This is a genomic window from Roseovarius carneus (genome assembly GCF_020141465.1).
In the GTDB taxonomy this organism is placed as follows: Bacteria; Pseudomonadota; Alphaproteobacteria; order Rhodobacterales; family Rhodobacteraceae; genus Roseovarius; species Roseovarius carneus.
In genome coordinates this window covers 1,471,000-1,491,447 of record NZ_JAHSPD010000001.1, presented here as the reverse complement: position 1 = coordinate 1,491,447, position 20,448 = coordinate 1,471,000, and the positions used below count along the sequence as shown (strand labels likewise).

Below are 20,448 nucleotides of genomic sequence, written 5' to 3'. Positions count from 1 at the left end.
GAGCAATCATGGACCTGTCGAGCACAGTATCGGGCCACTTCACCATCATCACCGTCAACGCAACCCGCATTGATTCGGTAGCGGCGATTCAGTTCAAGGACGCGATGCGCGCCGCCACAGACACCGCCGTTGGCACCATCGTTCTAGATCTCGGCCATGTCGGGTTTATCGATTCGAGCGGGCTCGGCGCTGTCGTGGCGTCAATGAAACAACTCGGCGCTGGCCAACAGCTGGATATCGCGTCACTTACCCCGGATGTGGCAAAGGTTTTCCGCCTGACGCGGATGGATTCGATCTTTCGGATACATGATAGCCTTGATGCCCTGCCACACGCCAAAGCAGGGTAAAGAGACGGTTGGGGCAACACATGCAAGGCAAAGCGGGCGGTGATTTGAACTCTGCATCCGGGCTGGGCAAGGATCGCTCCGTGACTTTCACCTATGAGACGTCAGAACAGGGCGTGCGCCGCGTTTTGCAAAGCATGCGCGCGTGGCTCGCAACAATGGGCCTCGATGAAGATTTCTGCGGCACGGCTGAAATCACTTTGGCCGAAGTCATGAATAATGTGGCCGAACACGCATATCACGGCGAGGCCCGCGACACAGCGTTGCTGAAGCTGCGCCTCACGCCAGAGGGTTGCGAGTTCGACCTGACCGATCAGGGAGAACCGATGCCTGGGCTGAGCCTGCCCACAGGGCAATTGCCCACGCTGGTCGGCCCGCGCGCGGAATTGCCGGAAGGCGGGTTCGGCTGGTTCTTGATCCGCACGCTGTCAGATCGGCTAACCTACACACGCGAGAACGGCGCAAACCACGTGCATATCCGCCTGCCTTTTACACACGGCTGAGCGCGCGCCAATGCAACCTGTGCAATCTGCGGGCCGTGATCTCGAAAAACATTGCATCTCATACCGCACCTTTTGGCCCACACTCACACAGAAGCCAGAAGCCAGAAGCCAAAATGCCCCAAACTTGCCCAAATTTTACCGCACTACCGCCCGAGTGCAGGATCATACACGGACTTGTAGCTGCATACGGCTTCCCTCGGCGCCGCGTTTAACAGCCCCCACCCAGTGCGCGGCGTCGAGGTCTACCTTATCCCCCAACATTATTGGCAATCCCGGCATGCTGGCGTAGGACACTCGGACAGTCTCGTTCAGGAGCCCAGCAGATGCGCGATTTCCACCTCCCCGGCCGCTCACCCGTTTATGCAAGCAATGGCATGTGCGCCACATCGCACCCTCTGGCCGCAGGGGCGGCGGTGGATATCCTGTTGCGCGGCGGCACGGCGATGGATGCGGCCATTGCGGGTGCGGTCCTTTTGGGGATTTGCGAACCGCAAATGACCGGGATCGGTGGCGATTGCTTTGTGCTCGTCCGGCGCCCCGGCGCAGGCGCGATAGAGGCGTTCAACGGATCAGGTGCCGCCCCCGCTGCCGCCAACGCTGCCGCCCTGCGCGCACGCGGCGAGACAACCGTGCCCGTCTACGGCGCAGATGCGGTCACAATCCCCGGCGCCATCGACGCGTTTTGCCAACTGAGCGAGAGCCATGGCCGCTTGGGCTTAGACGCACTTCTCGCCCCCACGATCCATTATGCGGAGGCAGGCGTGCCCGTCGCTCCGCGCGTGGCCCGTGACTGGATCACTGATGCGGATATTCTCAAAGGTCACGCAAAGCGCCACTTTCTCCCTTGGGGCACACCGCCCGCACCCGGCACGCTGTTCCGCGCACCCGGACAGGCAGAGGTCTTGCGCCGGATCGCGGCCCAGGGCCGCGATGCGTTTTACGCAGGCGAAGTGGCCGACGACATGCTGGCCGCCCTGACAGAGGCAGGCGGCGTCCACACGGCCGACGATTTTGCCCGCCAAACGGGTATGCCCAGCGCCCCCGTCAGCGGTGGCTACAAAGGCCAGACCCTGACCGAGCACGGCGCAAACGGGCAAGGGGCAACTGCGATCTTGATGCTGAATATGCTTAAGGAATTTGACCTTGCGGCGATGGACCCGCGGAGTGCTGCCCGCGTGCATATCGAGGCCGAAGCGACCAAGCTGGCCTATGACGCGCGCAACCGCATCATAGGCGACCCGGACCGCACCGCGCGCATGGAATTCATGCTGAGCACCGACAGCGCCCGCCGCCTTGCCGCGCTCATTGATCCCAAACGCGCGATGGCCGCCCCCGCCCCGCTAAGCGAGGCGATCCACAAGGACACGATCTATATCGCCTGCGTGGACCGCGACGGTATGGCCGTGTCGCTCATCTATTCGATCTTTCATGGGTTCGGGTCCGGCATCGCCTCGGAGAAATTTGGCATTTTGCTGCAAAATCGCGGCGCGGGCTTCACGCTGGAAGAGGGCCATCCCAACGAATTGCAAGGCGGGCGGCGCCCCATGCACACGATCATCCCCGGCATGCTGGAGGGTGGCGGGAGCCTCGTGCCCTTCGGCGTCATGGGCGGCGGGTATCAGCCCGCTGGCCATGCCCGGTTTGTCACCAACCTCATGGATTTCGGGCAAGACCCGCAAAGCGCCATCGACGCGCCGCGCAGCTTTGCCGATGGGGGTCAGCTGAAAGTGGAGCGGGGCTATTCGGACGCCGTGCGTGCGGAGCTTGCCGAGATGGGCCATGATGTGGTCATCCCGGACGAGCCGCTTGGCGGCGCACAGGCAATCGTGATCCGGCCAGACGGGGTGCTGGAAGGCGCGTCTGATCCACGCAAGGATGGGTGCGCTTTGGGGTATTGACCCACGCACGCCATACATCTCAAGGAAAACGCCGCCTATGAGGCGGCGGACTTCAGTTGAGTTGAAAATGCAGCGGATAAAGCCCGTCCTCGAACGGACCAAAGAGATCCGGTATGTCAGGATGCTCGACCGGCTGACCGGAATAGTCAGCGACAAGGTTCTGCTCCGACACATAGGCGACATAATAGCTTTGATCATTCTCGGCCAACAAATGATAAAACGGCTGATCCTTGACCGGGCGGCTGTCCTCGGGGATCGAGGAATACCACTCATCCGTGTTGGCAAACTCTGGATCCACATCAAAAACCACGCCGCGAAACGGGTGCTTCTTGTGCTTGACCACTTGGCCGAGGTTATATTTCGCGCGTGTCTTAATCATGTCATTGCAGCCCCTAAGGGGTGACATTAAAGGGTTCAAGTGGGATTTGTCCAACCCTGATAGCACAATAGGCGGGAAACAGTCTGTGAACCTCGCAATAACAGTTCTTGAGATCACCGCCCCTGTCTTCATGCTCGCCGCAGTCGGGTTTGTCTGGGTGAAACTCGGATTTGAGTACTCCGTGGCCTTCGTCACCCGCATCGCGATGACGCTTTCGGTGCCCTGTCTGATCTTCGTGGCGCTGATGCAGGCCGATATCGAGCCTGAGGCGCTGACGGCGTTGTCATTGGCCTCGGTCGCCGCTTACGGCGCGGTCACGGTCGTGATGCTCGCGCTGGTTTGGCTGCTTCAGCTTGAGCGGCAGACTTACGCCGCACCGCTAATCTTTGGCAACACGGGCAATCTGGGTCTGCCGCTGGCGCTTTTCGCGTTCGGCGATATCGGTCTCAGCTATGCGGTGGTTGTGTTTGCGATCATGGCGATATGGTCGTTCACCTTTGGGATCTGGCTGGTATCCGGGGGCGGTTCCATCCTCAAAGTGCTGCGGGAGCCTTTGGTGGCTGGCACGCTTCTGGGCGGGTTGTTCCTCTGGCAGGGCTGGGAGACGCCGCGCTTTTTGACCAATGCGCTGGATCTGATCGGGCAAATGGCGATCCCCATGATGCTGATCACGCTTGGCGTGGCGGTCGCGCGGTTGGCGCCCGGACGGCTCTGGCTGGCCGTGGGGCTCTCGGGGGTGAAAGCCGCACTTTGCGTAGGGCTCGCTTGGGGTGCCGGGCTTTGGTTTGATCTCGATCCGGTGGCGCATGCCGTGCTCGTGCTGCAAATCGCAACGCCCGTGGCCGTCACATCCTACCTTCTGTCCGAGAAATACGGCGGCGATTCGGATGCGGTTGCAGGGCTTGTCGTGGTCTCGACCCTGATGTCCGTGCTCTTGTTGCCGGCACTTTTGGCGGTCCTTCTCTGACGCCTCAATTTCGGGATTCCCCCACGCGAGCAAATCCGCTAATATAGGGAAAAAAGAAGAGCGAGAGGCAGATGAGCAGAAAGCTTCGCGCAGCGATCCTATTGGTGTTGATGGCCGCCTGCGGCCGCACGGGCGGTTATGGCACCGCACCCAACAATCTGGATGACGCTTGCGCCATATTGAGTGAACGGCCCGGATATTCCCGCGCCTTCCGTGCCGCCGAGCGGCGCTGGGGCGTGCCTGTGCACGTTCAGATGGCCACGATTTACCAAGAGAGCAAGTTCGTGTCAGACGCGCGCACGCCCTTCCGCTATACGCTTGGCGTGATCCCGATGGGGCGGCAAAGCTCTGCCTTTGGGTATTCTCAGGCGCTGGACGGGACATGGGACGAGTATGTTCAGGAAACCAACAGTTTCCGCGCACGGCGTGACAACATCGGTGATGCTGTCGATTTCATGGGCTGGTACATGGCCAAAAGCCGCGATCAGCTTGGCATCCCAATGACCGATGCGCGTAATCAGTATCTGGCCTATCACGAGGGCCGTACAGGCTTCTCGCGCGGCAGCTACAACAGCAAAGCGTGGCTGGTGCGTGTTGCCGGAACAGTCGAGACACGGGCCGCGAATTATCAAGCACAGCTCAGACGCTGCCGCCGCTAAACAAGCCGGATCGACCGATCAGCGGTCGATCCGCGCGCCCTCAAGCCCCGGAATAACGAAATTATCGTCCGAGAGCTGCACGCCGACCTCAAGATCCCCAAGGATCACAGTGGTGCGGCTGCCGCTGCCATCGTTGATCACCCATTGGCGCAATTGCACCGGGTTGCCGGTAAAGACCAGATCAATGCTGCCATATTCGGGGTTTTCCGGGTCCTGCGCACGCACAGTCGTCGTGGTCCCGTCCGAGGCATGGCCGGTAACCATGCGGGCACGGTTGAGGTCCACATTACGCGCGAGAATGATCGACAAAGGCGTGCGGTGCAGCGGGTAACCCTGCGGCCCCTCGTTTGATTTGGCGTCAATGATGCCCACAGTGTCGCCATCGGCAACCACCAATGTCGCGTCGGGCGGCGCATATTCAAACCGCACCCGCCCCGGCCGCTTGATCAGGATGCGCCCGGTGCTGATCGTGCCATCGTCATTCACTTGCGTGAACGCGCCAGAGGCACTGTTGAGACCGTTGAGATAGCCGGACAACACGTCAAGCGACAGTTTCTCGGCCTGCACAGGCAGGGCCAAAGACACGCTGAGGGCGGCGGCGGTCAGAAAGTGGGCGATTCTCATGGGCGGTCTTCCTTGGATGAACATGGCCCGCCAAATCTAACAGACCCAGGCACTGTTATGCGATAACAGCCCCTGTCATATCAGCGCCCACCACCCGAAGATCAAGGCACAGACACGCCTTGCCGGCATCAATGCGCCTATTGCTCAGGCACCAGAATTTCACGTTTGCCCACATGGTTGGCCGCACTGACGACGCCCTCTTCCTCCATCTGCTCCACAAGGCGCGCGGCCTTGTTATAGCCGATGGCCAGCTTGCGCTGAATATAGGAGGTGGAGCATTTGCGGTCCGTGATCGCGATGTAGACGGCCTTGTCGTAAAGCTCGTTCTCGCCATCGCCCTCGGACGCGAGGCCCAGAACCGCGTCGATATTGCTTGCCTTGTCGTCATCAGGCCCTTCGACTACGCCGCTCAGATATTGGGGCGGGCCGTAGGCTTTGAGGTTGTTGACGACCTCTTCCACCTCTTCGTCGCTCACGAAAGGTCCGTGGCAGCGGGTGATCTTCGCGCCGCCCGCCATGTAGAGCATATCGCCCATGCCCAAGAGTTGCTCGGCCCCCATTTCGCCCAGAATGGTCCGGCTATCGACTTTGGAGGTCACCTGAAAGCTGATCCGGGTGGGGAAGTTGGCCTTGATCGTGCCAGTGATGACATCGACCGACGGGCGCTGCGTGGCCATGATGATGTGGATACCAGACGCGCGCGCCATCTGTGCGAGGCGCTGAATACAGGCCTCGATCTCCTTGCCCGCAACCATCATCAGGTCCGCCATCTCATCGACGATGACGACGATATAGGGCATCTTTTCGGGTGCGAACTCTTCGGTCTCAAACACTGGCTCGCCGGTGTTGTCGTCAAACCCCGTCTGCACGGTGCGGCTGAACATTTCGCCCTTACCTAAAGCATCCGCCACACGGCCATTATAGCCGCCGATATTGCGCACGCCCATCTTAGACATCTTGCGATAGCGCTCTTCCATCTCCGCCACGGTCCATTTCAGCGCCACAACGGCCTTCTTGGGGTCGGTCACAACGGGGCTGAGCAGGTGCGGAATCCCATCATAGACGCTGAGTTCCAGCATCTTGGGGTCGATCATGATCATCCGGCACTCTTCCGGTGTCAGCTTGTAAAGCAGGCTGAGGATCATCGTGTTGATCGCCACCGACTTGCCCGACCCCGTGGTCCCGGCAATCAAAAGGTGGGGCATCTTGGCCAGATCCGCGACCATAGCATCGCCGCCGATATCCTTGCCCAACGCGAGGGGCAGTTTCTGCGTGCCATCGCCAAAATCACGTGTGGCGAGGATCTCGCGCAGCACGACCATCTCGCGGTGATCATTGGGAAGCTCGATCCCGATCACACTGCGTCCCGGCACGGTCGAGACCCGCGCAGACAGGGCCGACATCGACCGCGCAATATCATCGGCCAGACCGATGACGCGGCTCGCCTTGAGACCGGGGGCGGGCTCCAGCTCATACATGGTGACGACGGGTCCGGGCCGGACGCTGACGATATCGCCTTTGACGCCATAATCATCGAGCACGGATTCCAGCATCCGGGCATTTTCCTCCAACGCATCGTCGCTGAGATGCTGCTGCGGGGCTGCCTCAGGGCTGGACAGAAGGTTGAGGGGGGGCAGCTCGTAATAGGTCTGCGCCTTGTCCTCAAATTGCAGGGCGGGCTGCGCTTCGGCCTTGGCGCGCGTGGAGGGTGCGGGCACCTTGCGGGGCGCGTGCTGCACCACTTTGCGCGGCTCGGGGATTGGGATACGGGGGGCGGCCATGCGCATTGGCTCAGGCTCAGGCGCGGGTTCGGGCGCGTCCCATGCATCCTCAAACACGTTGTCGATATCCTCTGGCACCTCTGCCGGGGCATAGGCGGATACCTCGCTCGCCCATTGCCCGGCTTGCGGGGCAGGCGCGCTTGGCACGTTGAGACGCATAGAGGTCAAAGGCGGCTCAGGCGGCAGAGCAAAACCCGCACTCAGGGCCGACTCTGCCGACAGTTTGCTTGGTGCGCTGGTGTTGAGCACAAGCGGGGTTGGGCCACGCCCGCGCCCCTTGGTCAGCGGCGCGGCATAGGCTGATTGCACAGCCGTGTTCTGGCGCACGCGGCTTTTGATTGCATCCGCGATCTTGTCCTTGATCCGGTCCGCGCCCGGCGCCTCGCCCTGATAATCGGAGGTCGGCTGCTCCACCAATTCAGGCTCAGGCATCGGCTCGGGCTTGCGCATAAGCGACGGCATCCGCGCCAAAAGACCTGTTTTCTCAGAAGATACCGCAACCGGGGTTGCGTGGGTGAGGGCCACGGCGGGACCTGTCTCTTCGATCACTGTGGCCCCTGCGCTGCGGCTCATCCGTGGGGGGACAATGTCGATGGCGCGGCGGGAGGCTGCCGCCAAGGCGGGCTCTTCGGCACGCGCGGCGCGGCGCGCACGGGCGGCTTGTGCTGCATCTGCGGCGCGCGCGCTGCCCTGCGCAGCAAGACCCATAACCATCGAATAGGTCATGATCACCCCAACGAGCAGGAAGCGGAATATGCGCGAGATCTCGCTACGTTCAAACCCCATCACAAAGGCCCCAAAGACCAGCATCCCGGCGCCCATAATCAACGACAAGAGCTTGAGCCCAGCCGCCGCCCCAATCGGCAAAATACCTAACAAAGCGCCCAACACCGTATCACCAAAAATACCACCCAGCCCAAAGCTATGGGTGGCATACCACTCGGCCCCCGGTGTGAGCGACGCTGCATAAAGAGACACAACCGCAATCCAGATCGGCGCAAAAATCAACCGGGCGGCGGCCCGTTCCTGCCCCCGGTGCAGCAAGAAGCGAACGCCCCAAGCGGCCAAGACCAAAGGCACGCCCCACGCGCCCCACCCCACAACCATAAAGAGCGTGGCGGCAATCGTCGCCCCGGTCTGACCCAAGAAATTCTGCGCCGGAGTGTCCACCGCCATCAGCCAGCTGGGATCATCAGGGCTGTAGGTGGCAAAGACCGCAGCAAGCACTGCGGCCAGACCCAGAAGGCCAAGGCCCAAAAGCTCCTTGCCGCGCTTTTCAATCGCCTCGGCCATGTTGCTGTCCAAAAGCGGATCGCGCCCGCGTGTCTGATATGCCATCTCGTCCCTCGTTCTCAATTATAAAGACAGTCGCGCAAGGCTGTGAGCCCGCGCGCCATCTCATCTATTGGGGCCACCATGGCGACCCGGATATATGCTTTGCCAGGATTGCCCTGATCTGTGTCTTGGCTCAGATACGCGCCCGGAAGGACCCGCACGCCGGTTTGTCGCCAAAGCCGCAAGGCGGCCTCTTCGCCATCTTTCACCGGCAGCCAGAGGAAAAACCCCGCCTCCGGGCCTTGATATCCCGGCACACCGGCCAATATCTCATCAGCTGCCGCGTATTTCGCACCGTAAAGCGCACGGTTCTCAACCACATGCGCCTCATCGGCCCAAACCGCCTCCGCCGCACGTTGCAGCGGCATCGGCAAAGGCGCGCCCGCATAGGCGCGCAATTGCTTCATCCGCGCGATGCTTTTCAGCCCACCAATAGCAGACCCGCTGCGCAGCCCCGGCAGGTTTGAGCGTTTGGACAGGCTGTGAAACGCCAAAACCCGCTCAGGGTCCGCGCGCATCTTGGCCGCTACCTCCAATGCGCCAACGGGCGGTGCATCGCGGTAAATCTCCGAATAACACTCATCAGCGAAAATCTTGAAATCATAGCGCTCAGCCAAGCCGATCAGATCGCGCCAATAGCTCTCGGGCGCCACGGCCCCTTGCGGGTTGCTGGGCGAGCACAGATAAGCCACCGCCACCCGATTGAGCACATCCTCAGGCAGGCTCATGTAATCGGGCATAAACCCAGTCTCAGCCGTCGCAGGCACAAACACAGGCTCCGCGCCTACGCTTAGCGCGGCCACCATATAGACCTGATAAAACGGGTTCGGGATCAGCACGACAGGCACCCCGCCCTTGGTCTCAGGGCAGAGCGCCATCATAGCGTTGTAAAGCCCCTCGCGTGTCCCGTTGAGCGGCAACACATTGCGCCCCGCATCAAGTTGCACGCCGTAACGCCGCCCAGCCCAATCGCAAATCGCACCCCGAAGCTCCGCCGTGCCATCATTCTCAGGATAGCGCGCAAATTCATGCGACGCCCCAGCGATCACATCCATCACCCAAGGTGGAAAAGCGTGCCGCGGCTCGCCAATCGTCATGTGAACGGCTTCACCACCCGCTTCATGCACGTCCAAAAGAGCGCGCAAACGCGGGAACGCATAAGCCGGAAGGTTCGAAAACCGCTCGGGAAACATCTATACTGCCTCAAGGTTCGGGATCATAAGCGCCCCGTTTGTGACAAAACTACTCAAATGCCTGCCGGGCGTCCAGCAAAAGGTCCCGAGGCACAGCCCATTGTGGCATTTTTGGCAAATTCGGCTTCTTCTTAGGAAAAATACTCAAATCCAGTGGGTTACTGCAAAGCGCTCTCCGCTGCCTTGGCCACCCGAAGCAACCGCTCTTCGCCCATCGGCGCCCCGCAGAACATGATCCCGCAGCTTCGCACACCCGTCGGAAGGCTGATCGCGCTCAGCCCCAGAAGGTTGCCAATCCGTGTGTTGCGCAGCGCCAGAAGGTTCTCGGTCACATAATAGCCCGCATCATTTTGCAGGCGCGCCGCGTCGGGCGGCAAGATCGGCGCAGTTGGCATGAGCACCGCATCATACCGCGCCACACGCGCATGCCAGACCGCTCTGAGGGCCTCCAGCTTCTGCCACGCCGCCACGAAATCGGCGGCCCCCACATCGCGCCCGCCGCGAAACCGCTCCAGAATGGCCGGATACATCTTCTCGGGCGCGGCCTCGATCACGTCGCGCCACGTGCCATAAGCCTCACCGGAAAAGAGCGTGGGCGACAGAGGCATCGCCTCGGCCACTTCTGCCGCATCAAACGGCTCCACCAAAGCACCTGCCTCCGAAAGCCGTGCGGCGGCGGCCTCAAATGCGGCACCGGGTTCGGCGCGCATATCGTCCCATGCCACCGTTTGCAGAACGCCAAAGCGCATGCCGCGCAAATGCGCCCCGCGCAGATCCGGCCCGCGCCTGCCCTCCAAAGCGCCAAGCAAAAGCGCTGCATCCTCCACAGTCCGGCACAAAGGCCCCACCGTATCGAACCGCGCGGCCAACGGCACAGCGCCTTTGAGCGACACCCGCCCCGACGTGGTCTTCAGCCCCACCAGATCGTTCCACGCCGCCGGGATGCGGACCGAGCCACCCGTGTCGCTGCCAATCCCTGCCGCCGCGAGGCCGAAGGCCACGCTCGCCGCCGCCCCGCTGCTGGAGCCGCCCGGCACCGCGCCTGCATCGTTCACGCAAGGCGGCGTGGCCGTCATCGGGTTGAGGCCAAGGCCCGAAAACGCAAGCTCGCTCATATGCGTCTTGCCAAGGCACACGAGCCCCGCCGCCGTGGCCGCCTGCAAAACCTCCGCGTCCCGCGCAGGCACCCGGCCCGAGAGCAAGCGCGAGCCTGCCGCCGTCTCCACGCCTGCGCTATCGAAAAGATCCTTCCAACTCACTGGCACACCGTCCAACAGCCCGCGCCTCTGGCCCAGCGCCGCGCGCTCTGCCGCCGCCGCCGCCTCGGACCGCGCCCGCTCTGCCGTGACCGCGCTATAGATGCGCGCCGTGTCAGGATGCGCGGCCATCGCCGCGAGATACGTCTCGGTCAGTGCCGCCGTGTCAATCTCGCCCGTGCCGATGCCCCGGCCCAGCTCCGCCGCGCTCATCTTCAGCCATGCGTCCATCACATCTCTCCTGACCTATCGCAAAATCCATTGAAAAATCACGGTAGCGACCGCGCGGCGCATGGACAATCCCGCCCGCCCAATCATATTGAGCCTTATGAGCACAAAGACTGATATCGCCATTGTCGGAGGCGGGCTGAACGGCCCCGCGCTGGCCCTTGCCCTCGCTCAGGCTGGCTTTGACGTGACCGTCATCGACGCCCTGCCCGAACCTGTGCGCAAGAACGCGGCCTTTGATGGCCGCTCCTATGCGCTGGCTCACGCCTCCACCCGGTTGCTGAACGCAATTGGCATATGGGAGGGTATCGCGGATCGCACGCAGCCCATGCTGGAGATCAAGGTGAGTGACGGGCGCGCAGGCATGGGACCGCTGTCGCAATTCTATCTGCATTTCGACCATACAGAGCTTGAGGAAGGCCCGATGGGCCATATGTGCGAGGACCGTATCCTGCGCCGTGCATTTCTGGATGCGGCGAAGGCAGAGCCCCGCATCACCCTGATTTCAAACGACCAGGTTGTGGCTCAGAACACAAATGGCCCCGCCCGCCTCACCCTTGCGTCGGGCGCTGAGATCGAGGCGCAACTCATTGTCGGCAGCGATGGGCGTGGCTCCGGCACTGCGGAGCGGGCAGGCATCACGCGCACCGGATGGGGGTATGGTCAGACCGCGCTGGTCGTGGCCATTGCCCACGCGAAACCGCATCACGGCATCGCGCATCAGTTCTTCATGCCCCCCGGCCCGCTGGCGATCCTGCCCCTGCCCGGCAATATGTCCTCCATAGTCTGGAGCGAGACGGACGAGACCGCCGCGCGCTTCGCGGCGCTTGACGATGCAGATTTCCTGCACGTTCTGCGCCCGCGGTTCGGCGATTTTCTGGGCGATATCTCCTTGGCCGGAAAGCGCTACACCTACCCCCTTAGCCTCAGCATCGCGACCGCCTTTGTGGCCAAGCGTGTGGCGTTGGTGGGCGATGCGGCCCACGGTGTGCATCCTGTCGCGGGCCAAGGCCTCAACGCAGGTTTGCGCGATGTGGCCGCCCTCACCCAAGTTCTGAGCGAAGCGCGGATGCGCGGCGAGGACATTGCGCGCGCCGATGTGCTGGCACGTTATGCGCGCTGGCGGCGCTTTGACGTGGCTACGCTTGCGCTCACCACCGATGCGTCCAACCGTCTCTTTTCCAACGACAATCCCCTTCTGCGTCTGGGTCGTGATCTGGGGATGGGCGCGATCAATGCCGTGCCGGGCCTGCGCCGCAAGATCATGCGCGAGGCGGCGGGCCTCACCGGGGATTTGCCCGCGTTGATGCGCTAGGGCCAAAGCGCGCTCTACTGCACGCCCGTATCCTTTACCGCTATCCCCTCAAAATCCATCAACGCATCCAAGATCGCCTTTTGCAGTGCCAAATGCCCATGCTGCGCTTCGATGTTGGAATAGGGCGCGTTCTGCCCTGCGTAACACAGTTCCTTCGCTCATTGCGCCTGCGTTCTCATCACAATCTCCACCGCGCCGCCCGGCACTGCGTCCAAAACCACGCTCCCCGACAGGACATGCCCGATTGTCGCATTCAGCGTCGCGGTCACGGTCATCGGATAGGCCTCTGCACCGCTCGGAATGGAGACCGATATGTCATAGGGTGGGCCGCTCATCGTTTTGATCCGCGTGATGGCGGGCATTCCGCTCACTGTCTCGGCCCGGAGGGTCAATTCCGATCCAATAGGGATCATAATCCGCTCAAGATAGGTGGCGCTGACCGCCAAAGTTACAGGTGCCGCCAAAGGTATGCGCTCCGCTTGCTTCGGGCGCGTGGCGCTTGGGGCGGCTTGTGGCACGGCCCCTTGTGCCGCTGCGCCGGATCGGGCGGGTTGGGGCGTATCTGCTGCACAGCCCGCAAGGAGCACGGACGCCACGGCGACCCCCGCGACCCGGCGAAAGGAGCGGATATGGATCATGGCGCATACTCCAAAAACAGGCGCGTGACAGGACGCGCGATCATTCTTCTATCTCTCGACCCTATAATCAAGGGTCGCAGTCCGCAGACCCGCGCCAGTCTCGGAGACAAACCGCGTCAGCGCTTGCAGCACGTCCTCGGCGCTGCCCTTGGCGGATGGAAAGGCAGCACTGCGATCAAAAAGCGTGCTCATCAACGCGTTGAACGCCGCCGCGTCCGCGTCCAGAGCGAAGAGTTTGATCACCTCAGGGCCTGGCTCCCCGCTCACCTCCAGCACGTAATCCGCGCCCTCAGCAGGGATCAAGGCCAGCGTGTCGGGCTGCGGACCCGGCCTCGGGGCAAAGCGGTTGGGGTAGATCATCTGCACCGCCCCCGCCGCATCCATGTTGAGGATAAACAACGCTGCACCCTCGACCCCGCTGAGCGCAAAGGCGATGCGATCGCCGGGCTTTAGCACAGCATTAGCCGCAGCGCTCGTATCCTGCGCGTCCACCACAAGCAGTTCAATGCTCACGCCATTAGGCCCCAGTCCAAGGGCGCGCATCTGTTCAAGCGCATCGGCGCTTGCCTGCGCGGGCACGCTCAGACAAGTGGCCATTATTGCGAAAAAGAAGGGTTTGAACATTGCGCCGGGTCCTCAGGGCCAAATGCCCGTCCGCCCCGACCTTACGCGGCTTGCCCACGCGGCTCAATCCGGGACCGGCAAAGCTCAGCCCGTAAGGATTGCGCTGACCTTAAGGGCGCGCTGCGTGCCGCCATCAACTTTCAGCTTGCCCGACATGAAGGCCATCACCGGGTTCTGGTCGCCCGAGAGAATGGCGCGCAACACCGCGTCCGTCGCGGTGAGCGTCACATCTGCTGGCCCGTCGCCTTCGCATGCGCCATCCGCATCCAGCATGACGGACCCTTCGCCCTCCACCACCAGCTTTGCAGTCCCGCGAATGGTCCCTTCCGCCTTGGGCGCGAGCCGGGCCACATAATCTGCAATCAAATCGCTCATTGTGTCATTCCCAGCCCTTCAGGGCATCCTCATCTTCATCGCGCGCAGCAACCCATTCAGCCGCGCCGCCCGTCTCTTCCTTCTTCCAGAAGGGGGCACGAGATTTGAGGTAATCCATCAAAAACATCGCCGCCTCGAACGCATCCTTGCGGTGGCGCGAGGCGGTGGCGACCATCATGATCATATCATCCGGACCCAGAGTGCCATGACGGTGAATAATGAGGCTGCCCCCAAGGCTCCAACGCGCGTGGGCCTCCTCGGCAATCGCGCTCAGCGCCTTTTCGGTCATGCCCGGATAATGCTCAATCACCATCCTGGTGAGCGCCCCATCCAGATCGCGCACGATCCCGGTGAAGGTCACAACCGCGCCCATGCCAGTCTGCGCATCTGCAAAACTCTGCGCCTCAGCACCGAAATCAAACGGTGCGTCCTGAACCCGGACGATGCGCATGATCAGCCCCCGGTCATGGGCGGGAAAAACGCAACCTCGCGCGCGCCCGACAGCGGCGCGTCGAAATCCGCAAGCTCTTGGTCCACTGCCACGCGCAGCGCGCTCAAATCCGCAAAAGCCGCCTCGTGACGCGCGCCGCGCCCGCGCAGCTCTTCCACCAGATCGGTCACTGTCGCAGCCCCGGTTTCAACCTCCTCGGATGGTGCGCCGATCCGTTCGCGGACCCAGGCAAAATACATGATGTTCATGGCTTTTCATCCTTCAAATGCGGCATCGCCTTGGACAGATAATCGGCTCCCGACAACAGCGTCAGCGCGGCAGCCACCCACAAGAGCCACATGCCCACATGCCCGGTCCAGACCATGCCCGCCGCCTTCCACCAAAGGCCCAGCACGTCCTCCTCGCGCCCAGACAGGATATCAGCCACCATCGCCTCGTCCATCCCGTAAACGGACATGCCGAAGTAATGCTCAAACACGCCTTGGGCAAAGAGCACCGAGATCGCCACCATCTGTGCCGTCGTCTTCCATTTGGCAAGTTTCGTGACCTTCAGGGTTCCGGCAACGTCCCCCAGAAATTCCCGAAGCCCCGAGACAAATACCTCGCGGAAGAGGATGAATGTCGCAGGCAAAACCAGCCATGGCGACATGGACGAATAGCCCACGATCACCATCAGAGCGATCACCACCATCGCCTTGTCCGCAATGGGGTCGAGCATCGCACCAAGCTTGGTTTCCTGTTTCCATTCGCGCGCGAGATAGCCGTCGATATAATCGGTGATCGCCGCACTGATGAACAAGATCAGCGCGAACCAATCCGCATAGGGCCGCGTGAAATAGAGAAACATGACGGCAATCATCGGTGCGGCCAGAAGGCGCATCACGGTGAGGATATTGGGCACGGTCCATGTCATGGCGATATGTCTATCCGGCTTGGCGCACGGGCGAAAGCCCTCTCCAGAGCGGCGCTCAGCCTTTGTCGTGGAAGAAATCAAAGAGCTTCTGCGCGAGGGCTGCCGACACCCCCTCCACCGCCTTGAGATCGGCGAGGTTGGCACGGCTCACGGCCTTGGCGCTGCCGAAATGCGCCAGAAGCGCGCGCTTGCGCGCGGCCCCCACGCCGGGCACCTCGTCGAGCGGGGTGGTCCCGATGGCTTTGGACCTTTTCGCACGGTGCGTGCCGATGGCAAACCGGTGCGCCTCATCACGCAACCTCTGAATGAAGTAAAGCACCGGATCGTTGCGCGGCAAGGCCATTACCCGCTTGCCGGTGCGGTAGAATTCTTCCTTGCCCTGATCGCGGTCCAGACCCTTGGCGACCCCCACCATGGGCACGCCGTCCACACCCATCTCGTTCATGATCTCTTGCACCGCACTCACCTGCCCTGCGCCGCCATCAATGAGCAAAAGCCCCGGCCAGAGGCCTTTTTCACGGTCGGGATCGTCCTTCAAAAGACGCTTGAACCGCCGCTGAAGCACCTCTTTCATCATGCCGAAGTCATCGCCGGGGGTCAGGTCCTCGCCCTTGATGTTGAACTTGCGGTATTGGGACTTGAGATACCCTTCCGGCCCCGCCACGATCATCGCACCCACCGCATGCGCGCCCTGAATATGCGAGTTGTCATAGACCTCGATCCGCTCCGGCGGGTTCGGCAGATCAAACGCCTCAGCCAGGCCTTTCAACAGCTTAGCCTGCGTCGCACTCTCGGCCAGTTTGCGCGCAAGGCTCTCGCGGGCATTGCGCATGGCGGCCTCGACCAGTTCGGCCTTTTCGCCGCGCTGGGGCACCAAAAGCTCCACCTTCCGGCCCAGCTTGCCACTCAGCGCCTCGGCCATCAGGTCTGGGTTCTCGATGGCGTGCGACAGGATCAGCTGCCGGGGCGGCTCTTTGGTGTCGTAGAACTGTCCGATAAAGGCCTCTAACGCCTCAGGCTCTTCCACATCAAGGCCGACGCGCGGATAAAAATCGCGGTTGCCCCAGTTTTGCCCAGCGCGGATGAAGAATACCTGAACGCAGGCTTGCCCCTTGTCGAGATAGAGCGCGATCACATCCGCCTCGTCCACATGGCGCGGGTTGATCCCTTGGGTGGTTTGCACCTGCGTGAGCGCCTTGATCCGGTCACGCAGGGCGGCGGCGCGTTCAAACTCCATCTCGGCAGAGGCCTCGGCCATCTGCCCGGCGAGCTTTTCCTGAATCTCGGTCGAGCGGCCACTGAGATAGCGCTCCGCATCCCCCACCTGCGCCGCATACTCAGCCTTTGAGATTTTGCCAACGCAGGGCGCCGTGCAGCGTTTGATCTGATATTGCAGGCAGGGCCGCGTGCGGCTCTCGAACATCGCGTCGGTGCAATTGCGCAACTGAAAGACCCGCTGCAATTGCGCCAGCGTCCGGTTGACAGCACCCGCGCTGGCGAAGGGGCCGTAATAAGCACCCTTCTCGCGCTTGGCCCCACGGTGTTTTTTGATCATCGGGAAATCGTGTGTCTTGGTCACGAGGATGTTCGGAAAGCTTTTGTCGTCACGCAGCAGCACGTTGTATTTCGGCTTGAGCTGCTTGATCAGGTTCTGCTCCAGCAGAAGCGCCTCTGTCTCGGTCGAGGTGGTCAGAAACATCATCGAGGCGGTGGCGTCGATCATCCGCGCGATGCGCCCCGTATGCCCACCGGGCCGTGCATAATTGCTCACCCGCGCCTTGAGATTGCGCGCCTTGCCCACGTAAAGAACCCGCGCTTGTGCATCCAGCATCCGGTAGACGCCGGGCGACGCATCAAGCGTTCGCAGATAGGCCTGAACCACGCCATGGCCGGTCGGAACAGGCTCGGCAGGTATGTTAGCGTCGGTCATGGCATTAGTGCTCTGATTCTGGGCTGCGTCAGCATAGGTATGCCACGATCTTCAAGAGGAATCCTGTCCACTTTTTCTGTGGATAACTCTGCTGATAACTTTGCGTGAACCAGAATTTTCCTTTGGTTTTGGCAGGCTTCTTTGGATTGCCTATTTTTTAGGCAACATTGCAGGCGATTGATTTCATTGCACAAAAAACATGCCGCATTGCAATATGTTGAAATCATTAAGGTTTTTGTAACAGTTTTCTAACACGCAGCAAAGCGGTGCAAAACTTTTCTGAGCGGCACATTATTCCACATCCATGACATCGGGTGTTTGCCACGCAAGATGCTGCCCCCCATCCACACAAATCAGCTGTCCAGTCACCCCCGGCGCGCCCAGAAAATAGCGCAGCGCGCCTGTGATATCGCCCTCATTCGCCCCGCGCCCAAGGATCGTCGTGGCACGCTGTCTGGCAAATTGCGCAGCCGTTTGCTGCGCACCCTGCAAGGTGGGGCCGGGGCCGATGGCGTTGACGCGCACATTGGGGGCGAGCGCCTGAGCAGCGGTTTGGGTGAACGCCCACAAACCCATCTTGGCAATCGTATAGCTCATGAAAGCGGGGGTCAGTTTGCGCACCCTTTGGTCGATCATGTTAACCACCAGCGCCTGCGCCACGGGCTCTGCCTGCGCGTCAAGCATAGCCGCCGGGGCCTGCGCTGCCATGGCCTGCGTCAGCACCACCGGCGCGCGCAGATTGCTCTCCATAGCGCGGTCCCAGCTTTCGCGGTCGCCCGTTTCCACATCGTCATACTCAAAAATCGAGGCATTGTTGACCAATACGGTCAGCGGTCCACCCAACACCTCCACAGCGGCGGGCACAAGCATCTGCATCTCCGCTTCAATAAGCAAATCTGCCCGCACAGCCTCGGCGCGCTGCCCCATCGCACGGATCTCAGCTGCCACCTCCTCGGCAGCGGCCTTGGAGCCTGCGTAATGCACCGCCACGTCATAGCCCGCGCGACCCAGCTCCAGCGCCATGGCGCGCCCCAGCCGTTTACCAGCCCCCGTTACCAACGCCCGCATGGACCGCCCTCCGATTACATCAATACGGCGGTCACATAGACCAGATAGCTGGCGGTCAAGCCCACGCCCCAGATACGGCCCATATCGCGGCCAAAATACACGAACGGAATGAGCAGGAGCGACGCACCCAGCATGACCCAAAGGTCAAACCGCAGGAATTGGGGATCGACCGGGATCGGGCCAACCATCGTTGTGATGCCGATAATCGCCAAAAGATTGAACATATTGGACCCGATGACGTTGCCCAGCGCCACATCCGCCTGCCGGCGCAGCGCGGCCATGACGGTGGTGGCAAGCTCGGGCAGCGATGTGCCAAGTGCGACCAGCGTGAGACCAATCACGCTGTCACTGACGCCGTATTGCTTGGCGATGATCGACGCGTTGTCGACCAGAATATCCGCGCCCAGAGGCAGGCCGATAAGACCAAGGGCGAGGAAAAGAATGATCTGCCACCATGGCATATCGGGGTCTGCGCCCTCGACGTCCTCCTCCTCGGGGCTGGCGGCTGCATCAGCGCGGTGCCGCAAAGCATCTCGGAACGCATCAAAAAGAACGTAAGCCAACGCCGCCAACAGCACGATGCCGGAAATCCAGTCAAACGTGCCGCGAAAGGCAAGCGCGATGAAAAGAACCGTGCCTGCGATCATGAAATTAAAGCTTTTTTTCGTATCGCAATGCGAGGTGTGCATCACCGCAATCATCGCCGGTATACCCAAGACAAGCAGGATATTGGCCGTGTTGGACCCCACCACATTGCCCAAGGCGAGGCCCGGCTTGTCCTCCAGCACAGCGTTGATCCCGATGAGAAGTTCAGGTGCAGATGTGCCGAAAGCAACGATGGTGAGGCTGACGATCAGGGCCGGGATTCCCACCCGAAGGCTGAGGTTCACAGCACCCTTGACCAGCGCATCGCCCGCCAGAAGCAAGATCACCAGCCCCAGACCCGCCAGACCCCAGACCATCATCTAGCTTTTCCCCTTGGTGCACGAACACGGACCCTTGCCGATGCGATATTTGCCACATTTCTGGCACTTGGCCGCCGCCAGCCGCTTCTGCCCCGGAAACCGCAGCTTGCCAAACATGGCCAGCACGCCCATCCCGATCAGGAAAAGTGAAACGATCTTGATTATCACATGCGCCCCTTACAGCCCGAACCGTGCATAAAGCGCGCGTTCTTCGACCGAAGCAAGGGCATCATGCACAATCTCGGCCCCAAAACGCTGGAAAAGACCGCGTTTGCGTCCATACCGCTGAATCCGCACATCGTCGCCGTAGAGCCGCTTGAGCGTGGGGATCAAATGCCCCTGCCCGTCCACGAGGCCAAGCTCCTGCGCTTTGGCACCGAGCCAGAATTCGCCATTGAAGAGGTCCGGATTATCGCCCAGCTTCCCCCCGCGCCGTTCTTTGACATAGTCGATGAAACCCACGTGGATATCGTCCAGAAGGCTCTTGAGCCGGGCCACGTCCTCATCCTTTTCCGGGCGAAACGGATCAAGCGTGGATTTGGATTTGCCCGCTGTATAAACCCGCCTCTCAATCCCTTGTCGCGCAAGGAACACCGGCAGGCCGAAGCCCGCAGAAATCACGCCGATGGAGCCGATGATGCTGCCGTAATCCACATGGATGTCATCCGCCGCACAGGCAAGCCAATAGCCGCCCGAAGCGGCCACGTCTTCGACAAAAGCATGAACGGGAATGTCTTTCTCCGCCGCCAGCCGCCGGATGCGCGCCGCAATGAGCGCCGATTGCACCGGCGAGCCACCGGGCGAGTTGATCTCAAGCGCGATGGCCTTGGGCTTGCCCTTGGAGAACGCTTTCTCGATCACCGGGGCGAGGGTTTCATCGCTCAGCGCCGTGCGCCCGCCAGTGCCGATTGCCCCTGCGAGTCGCACAACAGCCACCATCGGCGGCGACTTGGTGAAGGGCAGCTTGGCTTTGATCTTTGTCCATTTTGTCATGTGTTTCGA

Annotated in this window: 22 protein-coding genes; 6 read left to right on the top strand and 16 right to left on the bottom strand. The window is 61.5% G+C overall.

Annotated features, from left to right (window positions below):
• The first annotated feature begins 8 nt into the window (after window positions 1-8).
• From KUD11_RS07490 to KUD11_RS07480, 3 genes are all read left to right on the top strand, one after another.
• Window positions 9-347, top strand: a complete 339-nt coding sequence (locus KUD11_RS07490) for an STAS domain-containing protein (protein ID WP_109385262.1) — start codon at window positions 9-11, stop codon at window positions 345-347.
• Between the two features lie 44 nt (window positions 348-391).
• Window positions 392-847 carry an ATP-binding protein gene (locus tag KUD11_RS07485; RefSeq protein ID WP_181375282.1) on the top strand — a complete coding sequence of 152 codons (456 nt, stop codon included), beginning with the start codon at window positions 392-394 and terminating at the stop codon, window positions 845-847.
• Window positions 848-1,170: 323 nt separating this feature from the next.
• Window positions 1,171-2,745, top strand: a complete 1,575-nt coding sequence (locus KUD11_RS07480; RefSeq protein WP_109385264.1) for a gamma-glutamyltransferase family protein — start codon at window positions 1,171-1,173, stop codon at window positions 2,743-2,745.
• A gap of 52 nt (window positions 2,746-2,797) precedes the next feature.
• Here KUD11_RS07480 and hspQ read toward each other — a convergent pair whose 3' ends face one another.
• On the bottom strand, window positions 2,798-3,124 hold the full coding sequence (gene hspQ / locus KUD11_RS07475; protein WP_109385265.1) for a heat shock protein HspQ: 327 nt from the start codon (window positions 3,122-3,124) through the stop codon (window positions 2,798-2,800).
• An 85-nt stretch (window positions 3,125-3,209) separates the two neighbouring features.
• Between hspQ and KUD11_RS07470 the strand changes: the two genes are divergently transcribed.
• The gene (locus KUD11_RS07470; RefSeq protein ID WP_109385266.1) at window positions 3,210-4,091 is read left to right on the top strand and encodes an AEC family transporter; all 882 of its coding nucleotides are present in this window, start codon (window positions 3,210-3,212) and stop codon (window positions 4,089-4,091) included.
• Window positions 4,092-4,162: 71 nt separating this feature from the next.
• A complete protein-coding gene (locus KUD11_RS07465) occupies window positions 4,163-4,750 on the top strand; it encodes a transglycosylase SLT domain-containing protein (RefSeq protein WP_109385267.1) in 588 nt (195 codons plus the stop codon).
• Between the two features lie 18 nt (window positions 4,751-4,768).
• Here the strand turns inward: KUD11_RS07465 and KUD11_RS07460 are convergent, their stop codons facing one another.
• The 4 genes from KUD11_RS07460 to KUD11_RS07445 all read right to left on the bottom strand — a co-directional run bounded on the left by KUD11_RS07460 (window position 4,769) and on the right by KUD11_RS07445 (window position 11,170).
• Window positions 4,769-5,374 carry a LolA family protein gene (locus KUD11_RS07460; RefSeq protein WP_109385268.1) on the bottom strand — a complete coding sequence of 202 codons (606 nt, stop codon included), beginning with the start codon at window positions 5,372-5,374 and terminating at the stop codon, window positions 4,769-4,771.
• A gap of 137 nt (window positions 5,375-5,511) precedes the next feature.
• Entirely contained in the window at window positions 5,512-8,493 is a 2,982-nt protein-coding gene (locus tag KUD11_RS07455) for a DNA translocase FtsK (protein WP_109385269.1), read from the bottom strand.
• 14 nt (window positions 8,494-8,507) lie between these two features.
• Window positions 8,508-9,683 carry an aminotransferase class I/II-fold pyridoxal phosphate-dependent enzyme gene (locus KUD11_RS07450; RefSeq protein ID WP_109385270.1) on the bottom strand — a complete coding sequence of 392 codons (1,176 nt, stop codon included), beginning with the start codon at window positions 9,681-9,683 and terminating at the stop codon, window positions 8,508-8,510.
• 158 nt (window positions 9,684-9,841) lie between these two features.
• Window positions 9,842-11,170: an amidase gene (locus KUD11_RS07445; RefSeq protein ID WP_109385271.1), complete on the bottom strand. Its 1,329-nt coding sequence runs from the start codon at window positions 11,168-11,170 to the stop codon at window positions 9,842-9,844.
• Between the two features lie 61 nt (window positions 11,171-11,231).
• Between KUD11_RS07445 and KUD11_RS07440 the strand changes: the two genes are divergently transcribed.
• Window positions 11,232-12,482: a UbiH/UbiF/VisC/COQ6 family ubiquinone biosynthesis hydroxylase gene (locus KUD11_RS07440; protein ID WP_181375283.1), complete on the top strand. Its 1,251-nt coding sequence runs from the start codon at window positions 11,232-11,234 to the stop codon at window positions 12,480-12,482.
• A 158-nt stretch (window positions 12,483-12,640) separates the two neighbouring features.
• On the opposite strand, the gene KUD11_RS07435 is transcribed toward KUD11_RS07440, so the two are convergent.
• The 11 genes from KUD11_RS07435 to KUD11_RS07385 form a co-directional block, all read right to left on the bottom strand.
• The gene (locus KUD11_RS07435; protein WP_109385272.1) at window positions 12,641-13,120 is read right to left on the bottom strand and encodes a hypothetical protein; all 480 of its coding nucleotides are present in this window, start codon (window positions 13,118-13,120) and stop codon (window positions 12,641-12,643) included.
• 48 nt (window positions 13,121-13,168) lie between these two features.
• Window positions 13,169-13,744, bottom strand: coding sequence for a DUF4384 domain-containing protein (locus tag KUD11_RS07430; RefSeq protein ID WP_109385273.1), 576 nt, complete (start codon window positions 13,742-13,744; stop codon window positions 13,169-13,171).
• A gap of 84 nt (window positions 13,745-13,828) precedes the next feature.
• Complete coding sequence (locus KUD11_RS07425; protein ID WP_109385274.1) at window positions 13,829-14,119, bottom strand: SCP2 sterol-binding domain-containing protein; 291 nt, start codon at window positions 14,117-14,119, stop codon at window positions 13,829-13,831.
• A 4-nt stretch (window positions 14,120-14,123) separates the two neighbouring features.
• The gene (locus KUD11_RS07420) at window positions 14,124-14,570 is read right to left on the bottom strand and encodes a molybdenum cofactor biosynthesis protein MoaE (protein ID WP_109385275.1); all 447 of its coding nucleotides are present in this window, start codon (window positions 14,568-14,570) and stop codon (window positions 14,124-14,126) included.
• Window positions 14,571-14,572: 2 nt separating this feature from the next.
• Window positions 14,573-14,818, bottom strand: a complete 246-nt coding sequence (moaD, locus tag KUD11_RS07415; protein WP_109385276.1) for a molybdopterin converting factor subunit 1 — start codon at window positions 14,816-14,818, stop codon at window positions 14,573-14,575.
• The gene (pgsA, locus tag KUD11_RS07410) at window positions 14,815-15,483 is read right to left on the bottom strand and encodes a CDP-diacylglycerol--glycerol-3-phosphate 3-phosphatidyltransferase (RefSeq protein WP_109385277.1); all 669 of its coding nucleotides are present in this window, start codon (window positions 15,481-15,483) and stop codon (window positions 14,815-14,817) included. Before pgsA ends, moaD begins: the two co-directional genes overlap by 4 nt.
• Before the next feature lie 55 nt (window positions 15,484-15,538).
• Window positions 15,539-17,413: an excinuclease ABC subunit UvrC gene (gene uvrC, locus KUD11_RS07405; RefSeq protein WP_109385278.1), complete on the bottom strand. Its 1,875-nt coding sequence runs from the start codon at window positions 17,411-17,413 to the stop codon at window positions 15,539-15,541.
• Window positions 17,414-17,704: 291 nt separating this feature from the next.
• Window positions 17,705-18,481, bottom strand: a complete 777-nt coding sequence (locus KUD11_RS07400) for an SDR family oxidoreductase (protein WP_109385279.1) — start codon at window positions 18,479-18,481, stop codon at window positions 17,705-17,707.
• Between the two features lie 14 nt (window positions 18,482-18,495).
• A complete protein-coding gene (locus KUD11_RS07395) occupies window positions 18,496-19,446 on the bottom strand; it encodes a calcium/sodium antiporter (protein ID WP_181375284.1) in 951 nt (316 codons plus the stop codon).
• Entirely contained in the window at window positions 19,447-19,614 is a 168-nt protein-coding gene (locus KUD11_RS07390) for a hypothetical protein (protein ID WP_181375285.1), read from the bottom strand. It abuts the gene before it with no gap.
• Between the two features lie 9 nt (window positions 19,615-19,623).
• A complete protein-coding gene (locus tag KUD11_RS07385; protein ID WP_109385280.1) occupies window positions 19,624-20,439 on the bottom strand; it encodes a S49 family peptidase in 816 nt (271 codons plus the stop codon).
• Window positions 20,440-20,448 lie beyond the last annotated feature (9 nt).

Coding starts and splice junctions, on each gene's coding strand:
- KUD11_RS07400 (WP_109385279.1), bottom strand. CDS start 18,481: ATGCGGGCGTTGGTAACGGGGGCTGGTAAACGGCTGGGGCGCGCCATG.
- KUD11_RS07490 (WP_109385262.1), top strand. CDS start 9: ATGGACCTGTCGAGCACAGTATCGGGCCACTTCACCATCATCACCGTC.
- hspQ (WP_109385265.1), bottom strand. CDS start 3,124: ATGATTAAGACACGCGCGAAATATAACCTCGGCCAAGTGGTCAAGCAC.
- pgsA (WP_109385277.1), bottom strand. CDS start 15,483: ATGACATGGACCGTGCCCAATATCCTCACCGTGATGCGCCTTCTGGCC.
- KUD11_RS07425 (WP_109385274.1), bottom strand. CDS start 14,119: ATGAGCGATTTGATTGCAGATTATGTGGCCCGGCTCGCGCCCAAGGCG.
- KUD11_RS07455 (WP_109385269.1), bottom strand. CDS start 8,493: ATGGCATATCAGACACGCGGGCGCGATCCGCTTTTGGACAGCAACATG.
- KUD11_RS07480 (WP_109385264.1), top strand. CDS start 1,171: ATGCGCGATTTCCACCTCCCCGGCCGCTCACCCGTTTATGCAAGCAAT.
- KUD11_RS07430 (WP_109385273.1), bottom strand. CDS start 13,744: ATGTTCAAACCCTTCTTTTTCGCAATAATGGCCACTTGTCTGAGCGTG.
- KUD11_RS07385 (WP_109385280.1), bottom strand. CDS start 20,439: ATGACAAAATGGACAAAGATCAAAGCCAAGCTGCCCTTCACCAAGTCG.
- KUD11_RS07395 (WP_181375284.1), bottom strand. CDS start 19,446: ATGATGGTCTGGGGTCTGGCGGGTCTGGGGCTGGTGATCTTGCTTCTG.
- KUD11_RS07435 (WP_109385272.1), bottom strand. CDS start 13,120: ATGATCCATATCCGCTCCTTTCGCCGGGTCGCGGGGGTCGCCGTGGCG.
- moaD (WP_109385276.1), bottom strand. CDS start 14,818: ATGAACATCATGTATTTTGCCTGGGTCCGCGAACGGATCGGCGCACCA.
- KUD11_RS07445 (WP_109385271.1), bottom strand. CDS start 11,170: ATGGACGCATGGCTGAAGATGAGCGCGGCGGAGCTGGGCCGGGGCATC.
- uvrC (WP_109385278.1), bottom strand. CDS start 17,413: ATGACCGACGCTAACATACCTGCCGAGCCTGTTCCGACCGGCCATGGC.
- KUD11_RS07460 (WP_109385268.1), bottom strand. CDS start 5,374: ATGAGAATCGCCCACTTTCTGACCGCCGCCGCCCTCAGCGTGTCTTTG.
- KUD11_RS07440 (WP_181375283.1), top strand. CDS start 11,232: ATGGACAATCCCGCCCGCCCAATCATATTGAGCCTTATGAGCACAAAG.
- KUD11_RS07450 (WP_109385270.1), bottom strand. CDS start 9,683: ATGTTTCCCGAGCGGTTTTCGAACCTTCCGGCTTATGCGTTCCCGCGT.
- KUD11_RS07465 (WP_109385267.1), top strand. CDS start 4,163: ATGAGCAGAAAGCTTCGCGCAGCGATCCTATTGGTGTTGATGGCCGCC.
- KUD11_RS07420 (WP_109385275.1), bottom strand. CDS start 14,570: ATGCGCATCGTCCGGGTTCAGGACGCACCGTTTGATTTCGGTGCTGAG.